Source organism: Frigoribacterium sp. ACAM 257, from assembly GCF_007954365.1.
Lineage (GTDB): Bacteria > Actinomycetota > Actinomycetes > Actinomycetales > Microbacteriaceae > Frigoribacterium.
On record NZ_VOLO01000001.1, the window covers coordinates 14447 to 27346 of the forward strand.

Here is a 12900-nt window from a genome sequence, read left to right on the forward strand (position 1 = left end):
GGCACGGGCCGGGAACGGACCAGGAGAACCAGTCATGACCACCACCGAGACGACCGCATCCACCGACTCCGTCGACGTCGAGACCCCCCTGTCCGTCGACCCGGACCACGCCGGTGCCGTCGCGCCCGAGGACGAGCCGCGCTTCGAGCGCGTCCAGTTCGCGAGCGACGACCTCGAGGAGGCGCGCAGCAGCCTCGAGAGCGTCTACGACGGCCGTCAGTTCCGGGCGCGCGCCACGGGGGAGCCGTTCGGGTTCCGGTTCGCCTCCGCGGGCGACTCCCGGCTCAGCCTGCAGACGGGCACGTTCACCGCGCACCTCCAGGGCGTCATCCCGTGGTCGCGCGACTACGCCATGTCGTGGTTCCGCTCCGGCAGCGTGACCGTCGACTACCCCGTCGGACAGCTGACGAGCCAGGGCTCGCGGCCGTTCCTGACGCCGACCGAGACGTCGTTCGCGTTCGCGATGACGCCCCACCGTCACGGCATCGTGCACGTCGACGCGGCGTTCCTCGAGGCGGTCGCGAGCGAGCGGCACGCGGGGCCTCCGCAGCGGATCGTCTTCGACTACGCGGCCGTCCCGAGCGACGAGGCGCTCGCCGCGTGGCGGACCACCCTCGGCGCAGCGACCCCGTTGATCGTCGGCGAGGAGACTCCCGCACTGGCTCGGCACGCTGCGCAGCAGTCGCTCGTCCGGGGCATGCTCGACCTGTTCCCGTGGCGGGCGATCGACGTCCCGGACACGCTCCGGACCGAGCGCACCCGCCGCCTCCGCCAGGCTGCCGAGTACGTCCACGCCTACGCCGACCAGGCCATCACCTCCGCCGACATCGCGACGGCCGCGGGGATGCACACCCGCACCTTGCAGCTGCTGATGAGCGAGCACCTCGGCTCGAGCCCCACCAACTACGTGCGGCACGTGCGCCTCGACCGTGCTCGACAAGACCTCCTCTCGTCCGAGCCCGGCTCCGTGCTCGTCTCGGAGGTCGCCCGGAAGTGGGGCTTCGGCAACCTCGGGCGGTTCTCGGCGTCGTACTCGGCACGGTTCGGCGAGTACCCGCGCGACACGCTCGCGCGCTGAGCGCTCGCGCGCTGAGCGCTCGCGCGCTGAGCGCTGCGGCGGGGCGTCCTGCGGTGCCCGGCCCACGCCTCCTCGGGTGAGCCTTTCACAGGCAGCTCGGGGTGCTCTCGCGGGGGCCGGGCGTACGGTCCGCGACATGAGCACCGACGACAAGTCCGACGAGACCATGACCAGCCCGATGATGGACGGCGCCGAGGAGGCGACGGCCGAGGAGAAGACGGACGGCCTGGCCGAGCAGGCCGACGCCGACCACCGCGACGGTGGCGGGACCGGCAGCCGCGAGGGCGACGTGCGCGAGCGCGCCGCCCAGCACGACGCGCAGTCGGACGTCTAGCCGCGAGGCCGCTGGGCCGCTGGGCCGCTGGGCCGCGGGCCGCGGGCCGCTAGCCGCGGGCCGCTGGGCCGCGGGCACGCCACCCGAGCTGCACCCCTGATCCCGCACGGCACCTCGCGTTCAGGGGGTGCGGCGCCGGTTCGGGAGTACAGCCCGTAGTCCGGTGCGGCTGCGGCTGCGGCTGCGGCTGCGCCTGCGGCGGGCGCGGGCGGGCTCAGGCGCCGGCGGGCACCGGCGCGCGGAACCAGTCGAGCAGGGCGCGCACCGCCGGGTCGAGGTCGGCCCGCCCGCGTGAATGGTCGAGCGCCGCGCCGGTGACGTCGGCGTAGCCGGGGATCGCCTCGGCGAGCTCGTCGGTGGTGGGCAGGTAGCCCATCGACCAGTCCGCGAAGCGGGGCTCGTCGATCGACTCGCGCAGCAGCTCGACCACGTCGGTGTGTCGGGGGTCGGCGGCGATGATCTCGTAGCGGGCCTGCACGACGTCGTCGGGACCCTCGAGCACCTGCACGAAGCGCCCCTGCTTGTGCATCAGGAACCCCGACAGCCCCAGCCGGCGGTTGTTCGCGCGGCTGTTCATGAGCAGGGTGGCGAGGTCGCCGTCGGTGGGGCGGACGCGCGAGGCGCTGGTGTAGACGATCGAGAGCATTCGGGCCTTCCTGGGGGTCCCTCGAGCTTGCCTGGTGCGCACCGCGCCGTCACGCCCCAGAGCGGGGGCTGCGCCCGGCCCTCGGAACGCGACCGCACGCTCGGGATCTGCGTACACCCTCGGGATCCGCGCACACCCTCGGGCGCGCGCGAGGGTGTGCGCGGGTTCGGCGGGTGTCGACGCAGGTCTGTGGGAACGCAGGGCTGCGGTCGCTCAGGGCCGCTCGGTGCGGAGGAACGTCCGCAGTGCGCTCGACCCTCCCGCACCCGCGGAACCCGCGCACACCCGTCGGCGCGCACGGGGGTGTGCGCGGGTTCCGCGGGTGTCGACACGACGCGCCGTCAGCGCGCGAGCGTGTCGCGGGGGTACTCGCCGACGTGGTCGGCGTAGCTGGCCGAGAAGCGGCCGAGGTTGCCGAAGCCCCAGCGGCGCGCGACGGCGGCGACCGTCGTCTCGTGCGGCGACGCGGCGAGCAGGTCGGCCCGCACACGGTCGAGTCGGACCTGACGCAGGTACGCCGACGGAGTCGTGCCGAGGTGCTCGCTCATCGCCAGCTGGAGGCTGCGGGTGTGCAGCCCCACCGCGGCGGCGACGTCGGAGGGGCTGATCGCCTCGGCCGCGTGCTCGTGCAGGTACTCGAGCGCGTGCCGCACCCGCACGGTGCCGGGTGTGCGGAGCGACCGCGGCACGTCGACGACCTGCCAGCGCCAGGTGCGGAGCACCGCCCTCGCCGTGCTCAGCTGCGCCTCGAGCCGGAGCAGCGGCGGGACCACCTCGCCCACCACCGCCTCCGTCGCGCCCGCCATCGTCGTCCGCCAGTCGGCGATCGCCTCGGCGCCGGGCGTGCTCGACGAGTCGAAGGCGACGCGCTGCGCGGGCCCGCCGTGCAGCTCGGTCGCGGTCTGCTCGAGGAACTCGGTGCCGAGGCGGACCAGGTTGCTCTGCCGCGGCCGGAACTCGAACTCGAACGAGTCCTCGGCGGGGATGAGGAACGGCGTCGAGCCGTCGGTGCGGTACTCCTCCGACCCACGACGGACCCTCGCCGACCCGCTGCGGAACCACATGACGAAGTGGACGTCGGGGAAGGGGATCTCGCCCTCCATGTGTCCCGTGAAGTGCGACGTCTGCAGCGCGACGCGCTCGTCGCCCGCGGTGACGTACCGGTACGAGAACGGCTCGCCGGACGGGCGCGCGTCGAACCGACGACCGCCGTGGTGGTCGGCCCTGCTGCGCAGCACCTCGTGCAGGTCGGTGCCGTGCTCGACGGCGCGGCTGTACGCCGGCACGTCGAGGCGCTCGGACTCGTCCGACATCGGGGCTCGTCTCGTCTCTGCAGGGTCTGGGCAGGAAGAGCTGAATCGTGCCACACGCCGCCGACATCCGACCTGGGGGCCGATCAGGCGCGCGAGCGCGCCTCCGCGTCGACGAGCGCGACCGAGACGTCCCACAGGCGGTCGGCCTCGGCCGGGTCGAGCGCCCAGGCACGGACGCCGTGCAGCCCGTCGACGATCTGGTCGACCACCTCGGCCTCGTGGCAGTCCTCGAAGTAGCGGCCCCGCACCTCCGCCAGCTCGGGCGCGGTGGCGAGCAGCACGGAGGTGGCCGCGCCCTGCTCGGGCGTCTTGACCGCGTCGGCCGCGGCGACCTTGGTCGCGGCGAGGACGTCCGGGTCCCAGTGCTTCTGTAGGCCCGTCCAGATGCCGCCGGGCATGCAGGAGTTCGCGGTGATGCCGTCGTCGGCCCAGCGGGCGCTCGCCCCGACGGCGAAGAGGGCGTTGGCCGTCTTCGACTGCGCGTAGGCGAGGCCGGGCTCGTAGCGCCTCCGCCGGAAGAACAGGTCGTCGAACACGACGGGCGAGCCGCCGTTGCCGCTCGACGAGACGGAGACGATCCGAGCGCGGCCCGCCGCGGCGAGGGCGCCGTGCAGGCCCTGCGCGAGGGCGAAGTGGCCGAGGTGGTTCGTCGCGAACTGGAGCTCCCACCCCGCGGACGTGTAGGTCTCGGGGGAGTCCATGACGCCGGCGTTGGCGACCAGGATGTCGAGCTGGCCGGTCCACGCGGCGGCGACGGCCTCGACCGAGGCGGGCCGGTCGAGGTGCAGCTCGACCACGTCGGGCGCGGGCCCACCGGTCGAGCGGGCGATGTCGTCGGCCACCGCACGCCCCGCGGCCACGTCGCGCACGGCCAGCGTCACCTGGGCCCCCGCGCCGGCCAGGGCACGGGCCGTCTCGACCCCGATGCCCGAGGAGGCGCCCGTCACCAGGGCGGTCCGCCCGCCGAGGTCGACGCCCTCCAGCGTCTCGTCCGCCGTCGTCCGCGCACCGAATGTGCTGATGTCGCGTGTCGTCACGTTGTCCCTCTCGCTCGTCGCCGCGACCCTACGCCGGGCTGCCGACACCGTGTCCCGTGACGGCCTGCCGCCTCCTTCGCCCGCCCGCCCGCCGCCGCCTGACCCGACTCGAAACCGACAACGCAACGCGGGGGCCCGCGGAGGTTCGTCGCTTTCACGTCGCCTCGTCGGCGGGCGCCCGCCTGGGGCATGCTGACGGGTGCGAGGAGTCGCTCCCCGCACCCGCTGACGGAAGGACCTCCCGTTCACATCGACCTCACCGGCAAGACCGCCCTCGTGACCGGCTCGACCCAGGGCATCGGCCGCGCGATCGCGCTCGGCCTGGCCCGCGCGGGCGCGACGGTCGCCGTGAACGGGCGCACCGCCTCCCGCGTGGACGAGGCGATCGCGGGCCTCCGGGGCGACGTGCCGGGCGCCTCCTTCGTCGCGGCCCCCGGCGACGTCTCGACCGACGAGGGGGCGCAGCAGGTGCTCGCCGCCGTGCCGCAGGTCGACGTGCTGACGAACAACCTGGGCATCTTCGGCTCGGCCGACCCGCTCTCGATCGACGACGACGAGTGGCGCCGCTACTTCGAGGTCAACGTGCTGTCGGCGGTGCGGCTGATCCGCACCTACCTGCCGGGCATGACCGAACGCGGCTGGGGGCGGGTGCAGAACATCGCGAGCGACTCGGCCGTCGTCATCCCGGCGGAGATGATCCACTACGGCATGTCGAAGACGTCCCTGCTCGCGGTGTCGCGCGGCTTCGCGAAGGCCGCCGCAGGCACGGGCGTCACCGTCAACTCCGTCATCGCGGGCCCGACCCACACCGCCGGCGTCGAGGACTTCGTCTACGAGCTCGTCTCGCGCGACCTGCCCTGGGAGGAGGCGCAGCACGAGTTCATGGTGCAGCACCGGCCGCAGTCGCTCATCCAGCGCCTGATCGAGCCCGACGAGATCGCGTCGATGGTCGTGTACCTGTCGTCGACTTTCGCGTCGGCGACGACGGGGGCCGCGGTGCGGGTCGACGGCGGCTACGTGGACTCGATCCTGCCCTGACCTGGTGCGCCGTCAGGCGGCGGCAGCTGCCGCGCGGCGCGACCGGCGGTCGGCCTCGAGGCCGTCGAGGAGGCGGGTGTCCAGCGAGTGGGCCAGCGCGACCTCGGCGACCACCGCCTCCTTGTCGGGGTCGGTCCACGGGGCGGCGTCGAGCTGCTCGCGGTACGTGGCCCGGAAGCACGCCGGGTCGGCCACCTCGGCGAAGACGTAGAAGCCGACCCCGTTGACGTCGAAGCCGTAGTGCTTCTGCAGCAGCGTGCTGATGAACCGCCCGCACGAGAGGTCGCCGAGGTAGCGCGTGTAGTGGTGGGCGACGAAGGCGCCGACCGAGGTCGCGGCGACGGTCTCGAGCCTCTGGACGTACTCGCGCGTCGCGGCGAGGGGCGTGACGCGGTCGCGCCAGGCGTCGCCGAGCAGGAACTCGAGGTCGGACTCGAGGGCCGGCAGCCGGGTCGTCCCGGTCGTCACGAACGGCGCGGCCACGGCGTCCCCGGCCATGGCGCCTGCGGCGTCCTCGAGCGCGCGGTACACGAACCAGTACTGCGCCACCAGCTGGGCGTAGTCGTCGACCTCGCAGGTGCCGCGCAACAGGTCGGTCATGAAGTCGGCGCCGCTGCTGGTGCCGTGACGGCTGGCCGTCCGGGCCCGCAGCAGCTCCGAGAAGGGGACGACGTCGGTCACGATGGACTCCGCTCGGTCGGACGGTGCTGCTGCCGGGGGTCGTGCACGAGGCGGCACGCCCGCCTCCTGCCCGATCGTACTTAGGTGACCCTTAGTTTGTCGAGCGCGGCGTCGGGATCTTCAGCATGCAGGACGCCGCGGCACGGAGTTCCTGATCCGTGCACAGTTCAGGATCGACGCACCCCTCACCGCGCGGATCAGGAGCGACATTCCTGAATGAGGAGAGCGAGAACAGGTCAGGGTCGCGAGACCGGGGGCAGGCTGGGGCGATGGACGACGACGAGAAGAAGAGCATCCGCGACGACTTCCACGACGCGGTGAACATGGCGCCCCACGAGCTCGAGCAGTGGCTCGAGACCGACGAGTCGAAGGAGGTGGGGCAGAAGTCCTCCGACGGCGCCGAGTCGGTGGGGCACGACAGCGGTCGCAAGATCGTGACGATCCTGCGGACGAAGCAGGCCGACCTGGGCGACGACGACTACGCGCACATGAAGAAGGTCACCGGCTACGTGCACCGGCACGCCGCGCAGGGGCCGGAGGGCGACGCGCACGACTCGAAGTGGCGCTTCTCGCTGATGAACTGGGGCAACGACCCGGAGAAGAAGGCGAAGTAGCCGCAGCGAGCAGCGAGCAGCGAGCAGCGAGCAGCGAGCGGCCGCGGCCGCAGCCGCCGACGGCCCCGTCCCTCCCGAGGAGGAACGGGGCCGTCGGCGTCGGCGGGCCGGGGCCCGAAGGTGCGGGCTACGCCTGCACGTCGCCGCGCCAGGCGCCGTCGGCCTGGCCCTTCGACTCGATGTGCTGCTTGAAGTTCGCGAGGTCCTTCTTGATCGCGCGACCGTCGGAGCCGATGGCCGCGCCGAGCTTCTCGAGCACGCCCTCGGTCGTCCAGTCGATCTGCACGGTGACGCGGGTCTCGGTGTCGCTCAGCTTGTGGAACGTGACGACGCCGGCGTGGTCGACCTCGCCGCCGGTGCTCGTCCAGGCGACGCGCTCGTCGGGGTGCTGCTCGGTGATCTCCGCCTCGAAGGTCTTCTCGACCGGTCCGACCTTGACCTTCCACACCGTGAGGGTGGGGGTGGTCTGCGTGATCGACTCGACCTCGTCGAGGAACTTCGGGAACTCCTCGAACTGGGTCCACTGGTCGTACGCGGTGCGGACGGGGACCTCGACGTCGATCGTCTCGATGGCCTGTGCCATGGTGTTCTCCTCTTGTCGTGCTGTCGTGGGGGCGAGTGAGCCCCGGTGGGGTCCGTGCCCCGTGTGGACTGCGACCCGCCGACGTGAACGGTAGGAGGCGCGGGTCGGCTCCGTCCACGTCCAGAGGCGATGGTCAGGTGGCGGGTGACGCCGCGTCCCGACAGGGCGAGTGCGGCGCGGCTAGAGGAGGCCGAACACCGTCAGCAGTCCCGCCGCCGCCGTGGCGCCCGCGGCGATCGCGGAGCCGACGATCACGAGGAGCGTCACGCGGCGCTCCCGGTCGCCGACGGGGCCGGCAGAGGAGACGCGCTGCGGATCGGGGTACGTCACGGGAGCCTCCTCTGGTCGGGCCCGGTCGAGCCGGGCGCGCCCAGCATGGCCCTGACTCGGCCGCGGCGCACCCACCCGTCCGGGGCGCGTCGCTCAGCGGCCAGCGGGTCCGTTCCCGAGACCGCCGTCGGACCCGGCGCCGTCGATCACGGCTTCGGCGTCGGGAGCAGCAGCGGGGCCGCCGGCGTCTGTGCCCGCGCCGCTCCCGACTCCGTTGCCGTTGCCGGCCCCGGCTCCGGCTCCGTTGCCGTTGCCGTTGCCGTTGCCGTTGCCGTTACCACCGTTCCCGTTCCCGTTCCCGGGCACGACCGGCTCGACAGGCTCGACAGGCTCGCTCGGCGCAGGCTCCTCCTCGACGGGGGCGCTCGGCTCGGGCGCGGGAGCCTCGGAGCTCGTCTCGTCGGTCGGCTCGGACGTGGACGGCGCGGGTGCGGGTTCTTCCTCCTCCTCGGGGGAGGACGACGGGGTGTCCTCCGGCCCCGTCTCGACCGGCGCCGTCTCGGACGGGACGGGAGCGTCGCTCGTCGCCGGCGCGACGGGCTCGCCGTCGCCCTGAGTGACCGCGAAGCCGATCAGCGCCGCGGCCCCGAGGGCGAGCGCCACGACGCCGGTGATCACGGCGCCGCGACGGCTGCGTCTCTCGGGCGGGGCAGCGGGGGAGCCGCCCGGGCCGGCTGCCGCGCCCGCCCCGACCCGGGCACCCGCACCGGGGCCGCCGTCGACGGCGCCGAACCGCTCGGTCGCCGCCTCGGCCGCACCCGACCCGGCCAGGGCGCCGACGCCGGCCGCGCCGACGCCGGCCGCGCCGACGCCGGCCGCGCCGAGTCCCGCAGCGCCCGCCGGCAGGCGTCGGGTCGCGGCGTCAGCGTCCGCACTCGGCATCAACGCCGTGGCCGCTCCGGTGCGGGCGTCGTCGGCGCGTCCGCCTCCCGCGGCCAGCGCCTCCGCCCGGGTGTGCACCTCGAAGGCGGTCGGCCGCGCGTCGGCCTCGCGCGCCGTCATGGCGCGCAGGAGGGAGGCCCACCCCGGTCCCAGCGCATCGGGGACGACAGGGTCGCGGTGCAGGCGACCCGTCAGCGACTCCATCATCGAGCCGGGGAAGGCCCGTTCGCCCGTCAGGGCCTCGAGCACGACGAGGCCCAGCGAGTAGACGTCCGAGGCCGGTCCGACCCTCGTCCCGAGGGCCTGCTCGGGGCTCAGGTAGGCGGCGGTGCCGAGGACGGCGCCCGTGGCGGTCACGCGAGTCGAGTCGACGAGCGAGGCGATGCCGAAGTCGGCGAGCTTGGGCGACCACCGACGACCCGGCACGGGCGAGGGGGCGAGCAGCACGTTGCTCGGCTTGACGTCGCGGTGGACGATGCCGGCGGCCTGGACGACGTGCAGCGCCCCCGCGAGGTCCACGAGCAGCTGTGCCGCGTCGGTCGGGTCGAGGGGGCCCTCGGCCAGGCGAGCCGACAGCGACGGTCCGTCGACGAGCTCCATCGCCAGCCAACCGGGCCCGCGGGCCGGGGCGACGTCGGCGTCGTAGAGGGTGACGAGGGCAGGGTGGCTCAGCGACGCGAGCACGGCGACCTCGTTCTGGGCGCGCTGGGCGTCAGCAGCGTCGGAGCCCTGGGCGCTGAGCAGCTTGACGGCGATCGTCCGGCCGAGCAGCTGGTCGTCGGCACGGTGCACCGTCGACATGCCGCCGCGCCCGAGGACGTCGCCGAGGAGGTAGCGGCCGGCGAGGAGGCGCGGTGCGTCCCGGTCGTCCACGGTCGCGTCGTCGTCCCGGTCGTCCATGACCCCGAGGGTACCCGGCGGCTGCGGGGGAAGCGGCCGGGGGCCCCAGGGCGGCCTGCGCGCCCGGCCTTGCAGACGCGCCTAGCGCGCCGCGACCGGCGCCGAGGTCGGGGCCGGGGTCTGCTGCGCGGCGATGACCGAGCTGAGCTCGTCCAGGAACGCGCTGACCGCCTCCGCCTGCTCTGCCGGGACGCCCATCAGGAACTTGCGGACGTGCGGAGCGCTCGTCACCGTGTCACAGGCGTCGCGCCCGGACTCGGTCGTCGTGACGATCTTGCGGCGTCCGTCGGCCGGGTCGGGGGTGCAGGTGATCAGCTCGGCGTCCTGGAGGCGGTGCAGCAGGTTCGAGACGGCGGGCGTCGAGAAGCCCAGGGTGGTGGCCAGCGTGCTCGGCGTCATCGGCTCGTCGGTCTGCTCGGCTGCGAGCACCAGGGCCAGCGCGTCACGCTCGGTGCGCGGCAGCGTGCCTGCCGAACCTCGGCGGTCGAGTCGCTGCTCGGTGATGCGCCAGGCCTCGAGGGCGGCATGCAGGCGGGCTGCCTGTATCTTCTGCGGCATGTAGGGCGGGTGTCCTCTGAGTGGTCAGGTCGTCGGGTCGGGTCGGGTCGGGTCTGGTCGATCGGTGCTGGCCAGGGAGCAGCCAGCCGACGTGCGTTTTCTCGCTGCGGGAGGATCAGTCGAGGTCGTCGTCGTCGATGGAGGTGTCGAAGTAGGAGACGTGGTCGGCCGCCACGGCGCCGAGGATGCGGTCGGCGAAGGTCACGAGGCGACCGCCATCTCACGGTCGTCCCTGGCCGAGGCCGCCTCGGGCTCGACGAAGAAGCTCGCGTAGCTGACCTCGAGCGGGCGGGCGGGCTGCACGGCCAGCGTGGCCGACTCGACCGACTCGGCCATCGACGCGACGACGTCGCGGACCCGACGGCGACGCGGGTAGGTGTCGATGCGGGCCGCGGGGACGGAGCGCTCGCGGACGTAGAAGCTGTCGAGCTCGGCCGCGGTGGGGCGCACGGCGGCGCCGACACGACCGCCGACCGCGGCCACGAGGCCCTCGTGCGTGAGCCGGCGCAGGTCGACGCTCATCGGAGCGCCTCGGAGTCGAAGAGCTCGGCGAGGTCGAGGGGCTGGGTCTCGGCGAGGAGGTGGTGGCCGTCGACCCGGGGCGTGGTCGCCGTGTGCGTGGGAGCCGTCGACGCGGTCATGCGCCTGCGCCCATCGCGAAGAGCATGCCCGCGATCAGCGTGCCGCAGGCGGCGAGGGCGGAGGTGGCGACGACGAAGAGCGTGAGCTGACGGTCGGCGTCGCGGATCTCGGTGAAGGGGGAGTGCTGCGTGGTGGTCATGTCCTGCTCGTTCCTGTCAGCCCTGCGCTGACCTCGAGGTGCATGTCTCTCGTGTCTCGTGCCGCCGTGAACCGGCACACGAGAATGGTTACACAGTCTCGCTAGTCGCTCTAACTAGATGACCTAGAGAGTTCGCAGAACGGACATGCCTCGAGGCCGAGAGACCTCGACCCGGCCCCTACGGGCCCGTCGGGGCGGTCGGCACCGAGGTCGCGGGCGACTCCGCATGGTGCTCCAGGGGCGTCACGCGCACCGTCGCGATGCGGTAGCCCTCCATGCGGACCACCTCCAGCACGGCGCCGTCGACAGCGATGGTGTCGCCGACGACCGCCAGTCGCCCGAGCGCGTCGAACACGTAGCCGCCGACGGTCTCGTACGGGCCGTCCGGCAGCGAGACGCCGGTCTCCTCCTCGAGCTCCTCGACGATCAGTCCGCCCTCGACCTCGCGGGTCTCGCCCGCCTCCAGCGTGCCCTCGCCGCGGTCGCCGGTGTCGTACTCGTCGTAGATCTCGCCGACGAGCTCCTCGAGCAGGTCCTCCAGGGTGACGATGCCGTCGGTGCCGCCGTACTCGTCGATGACGACCGCGATCTGGTGCCCGTCGTCGCGCATCGTGCTGAGCGCCGCCAGCACCTTGGTCGTGCCGGGCAGCGCGAGGATCGGCCGCGTGATGTCGGCGACGGTCGTCGCCTGCTCGCCGCCCGCCGCGGGCACGGACGCCATCAGGTCGCGGACGTGCACGAAGCCGAGCACGTCGTCGCGGCTGACGCCGACCACGGGGTAGCGCGAGTGCGGCAGGGCCAGCACGGTGCGGTACCCGTCGCTGACGGACGAGTCGCCGGCGAGGAACGACACGTCCGGCCGCGGCCTCATCACCTCGGCGACGCGGCGGTCGTCGGCGTCGAGCACGTCGGCGAGGATGCTGCGGCTGTCGCGGTCGATCTCGCTCGTGTTCGAGATGATGTCGCGCACCTCGTCGGCCGAGACCTCGTCCTCCTTGCGGTCGGGGTCGAGCCCGAGGAGGCGCCCCACGGCGTTCGTGGACACCGACAGCAGCCAGATGACCGGCCGCATCAGCCGGGCGAGGGCGTTCAGCGGCGGCGCGAGCGTCTTCGTGAACGCGACGGACTTCTGCATCGCGAGCCGCTTCGGCACCAGCTCGCCGAACACGAGCGAGAGGTACGCGACCACGAGCGTCATGCCGATCAGGGCGACGGTCGACGCGACGCTCTCGGTCAGGCCGAGGGCCACGAGGCCCGGCACGAGGTCGGGCGCGATCGTCGAGGCGCCGTAGGCGGACGAGAAGAAGCCGGCCAGGGTGACGCCGATCTGCACCGCCGAGAGGAACGTGTTCGGGTTGCGGACGAGCTGCCCGATCTTGCGGCCGCGGTCGCCGCCGGCCTCGATCGCCCGCACCTGGCTGTCGCGGAGGGTCACGATCGCCATCTCGGTGCCCGCGAACACCCCGCCGATCAGCACGAAGACGACGACGAGGCCGATGTTGAGCAGGGTGTCCGTGTCCATGCGCCAGATTCTGTCGGCGCAGGCCGGGAGATCACCTCGAACGTGCGCGAGGTGCAGGGTCTGCACGCTGTGTGCGTCTGTGGGTCGCGAGGCGCGCCTCCTCGGCCAGGTCTGTCGCCCTAGGCGACGCGAAGGCGACGAACCGACGTGATCTTCCGCGTCGGTTCGTCGCCCTCGCGTCGGGACCCGGCCCGAGTCGGCGAGGAGGCGCGGGAGAGGAGGCGCGTCAGGCTCGGTCGTGCAGGGTCACGTGGTACCCGTCGGGGTCGGCGAACGTGAAGGTGCGGCCGAAGGGACCGTCGATCGGCTCGGCGACGACGGGGACGCCCGCCTCGACCAGTGCGTCGTGGATCGACTGCACGTCGGTGGCGTGCAGCCAGAGCGCGACGCCGAGGCCGGGCTGGGCGACGGAGTCGAGGTCGGTGCCCGGCAGGAGGCCGCGCAGCGCGAAGGCGATCGGCGTCGTGGTGAACACGACGGCGTGCGGCGGGCCGGCGGGCGAGCGGACGAGGCCGAGGTGCGTCTCGTAGAACGCCCGGGAGGCGTCGAGATCGCGGACCTGGAGGGAGACGAAGTCGGGGCCGGTGACGGGCATGGGAGCTC

The 12900-nt window shown here is 73.4% G+C and carries 17 protein-coding genes; 4 read left to right on the forward strand and 13 right to left on the reverse strand.

From position 1 onward, the window contains the following. Positions 1-34: 34 nt before the first annotated feature. Positions 35-1078, forward strand: a complete 1044-nt coding sequence (locus ES689_RS00050) for a helix-turn-helix domain-containing protein (RefSeq protein ID WP_146898567.1) — start codon at positions 35-37, stop codon at positions 1076-1078. Between the two features lie 136 nt (positions 1079-1214). Continuing rightward, positions 1215-1412 carry a hypothetical protein gene (locus ES689_RS00055; protein WP_146898569.1) on the forward strand — a complete coding sequence of 66 codons (198 nt, stop codon included), beginning with the start codon at positions 1215-1217 and terminating at the stop codon, positions 1410-1412. Between the two features lie 214 nt (positions 1413-1626). On the opposite strand, the gene ES689_RS00060 is transcribed toward ES689_RS00055, so the two are convergent. The 3 genes from ES689_RS00060 to ES689_RS00070 form a co-directional block, all read right to left on the reverse strand. Then, positions 1627-2058 (reverse strand): BLUF domain-containing protein, encoded by a 432-nt coding sequence (locus tag ES689_RS00060; protein WP_146898572.1) that lies wholly within the window; start codon positions 2056-2058, stop codon positions 1627-1629. A gap of 341 nt (positions 2059-2399) precedes the next feature. Further along, positions 2400-3371, reverse strand: a complete 972-nt coding sequence (locus ES689_RS00065; RefSeq protein WP_146898575.1) for a helix-turn-helix domain-containing protein — start codon at positions 3369-3371, stop codon at positions 2400-2402. Positions 3372-3454: 83 nt separating this feature from the next. Next, positions 3455-4408 (reverse strand): SDR family NAD(P)-dependent oxidoreductase, encoded by a 954-nt coding sequence (locus tag ES689_RS00070; protein WP_146898578.1) that lies wholly within the window; start codon positions 4406-4408, stop codon positions 3455-3457. A 189-nt stretch (positions 4409-4597) separates the two neighbouring features. Here ES689_RS00070 and ES689_RS00075 point away from each other — a divergent pair, with 189 nt between their 5' ends. Continuing rightward, entirely contained in the window at positions 4598-5446 is an 849-nt protein-coding gene (locus tag ES689_RS00075; protein WP_146898581.1) for an SDR family NAD(P)-dependent oxidoreductase, read from the forward strand. Positions 5447-5458: 12 nt separating this feature from the next. Here the strand turns inward: ES689_RS00075 and ES689_RS00080 are convergent, their stop codons facing one another. After that, positions 5459-6127, reverse strand: coding sequence for a heme oxygenase (biliverdin-producing) (locus ES689_RS00080; RefSeq protein WP_146898584.1), 669 nt, complete (start codon positions 6125-6127; stop codon positions 5459-5461). A gap of 269 nt (positions 6128-6396) precedes the next feature. Between ES689_RS00080 and ES689_RS00085 the strand changes: the two genes are divergently transcribed. Further along, positions 6397-6741, forward strand: a complete 345-nt coding sequence (locus ES689_RS00085; RefSeq protein ID WP_146898587.1) for a DUF3140 domain-containing protein — start codon at positions 6397-6399, stop codon at positions 6739-6741. Positions 6742-6868: 127 nt separating this feature from the next. Here ES689_RS00085 and ES689_RS00090 read toward each other — a convergent pair whose 3' ends face one another. The 9 genes from ES689_RS00090 to ES689_RS00115 form a co-directional block, all read right to left on the reverse strand. Further along, positions 6869-7324 carry an SRPBCC family protein gene (locus tag ES689_RS00090; protein ID WP_146898590.1) on the reverse strand — a complete coding sequence of 152 codons (456 nt, stop codon included), beginning with the start codon at positions 7322-7324 and terminating at the stop codon, positions 6869-6871. Between the two features lie 180 nt (positions 7325-7504). Continuing rightward, positions 7505-7654: a hypothetical protein gene (locus ES689_RS15460; protein WP_191330091.1), complete on the reverse strand. Its 150-nt coding sequence runs from the start codon at positions 7652-7654 to the stop codon at positions 7505-7507. Between the two features lie 93 nt (positions 7655-7747). Continuing rightward, complete coding sequence (locus ES689_RS16030; protein ID WP_146898593.1) at positions 7748-9436, reverse strand: serine/threonine-protein kinase; 1689 nt, start codon at positions 9434-9436, stop codon at positions 7748-7750. A gap of 81 nt (positions 9437-9517) precedes the next feature. Continuing rightward, complete coding sequence (locus ES689_RS00100; RefSeq protein WP_146898597.1) at positions 9518-9994, reverse strand: MarR family winged helix-turn-helix transcriptional regulator; 477 nt, start codon at positions 9992-9994, stop codon at positions 9518-9520. Positions 9995-10195: 201 nt separating this feature from the next. Further along, positions 10196-10516, reverse strand: coding sequence for a hypothetical protein (locus ES689_RS00105; RefSeq protein WP_146898600.1), 321 nt, complete (start codon positions 10514-10516; stop codon positions 10196-10198). Beyond that, positions 10513-10635: a hypothetical protein gene (locus ES689_RS15980; RefSeq protein WP_255515916.1), complete on the reverse strand. Its 123-nt coding sequence runs from the start codon at positions 10633-10635 to the stop codon at positions 10513-10515. The genes ES689_RS00105 and ES689_RS15980 overlap by 4 nt, the downstream gene beginning before the upstream one ends. Next, positions 10632-10775 carry a hypothetical protein gene (locus ES689_RS15465; protein WP_191330093.1) on the reverse strand — a complete coding sequence of 48 codons (144 nt, stop codon included), beginning with the start codon at positions 10773-10775 and terminating at the stop codon, positions 10632-10634. Before ES689_RS15465 ends, ES689_RS15980 begins: the two co-directional genes overlap by 4 nt. Before the next feature lie 178 nt (positions 10776-10953). Next, positions 10954-12297, reverse strand: a complete 1344-nt coding sequence (locus ES689_RS00110; RefSeq protein ID WP_146898603.1) for a hemolysin family protein — start codon at positions 12295-12297, stop codon at positions 10954-10956. Between the two features lie 226 nt (positions 12298-12523). Next, positions 12524-12892, reverse strand: a complete 369-nt coding sequence (locus ES689_RS00115; protein ID WP_146898606.1) for a VOC family protein — start codon at positions 12890-12892, stop codon at positions 12524-12526. Positions 12893-12900 lie beyond the last annotated feature (8 nt).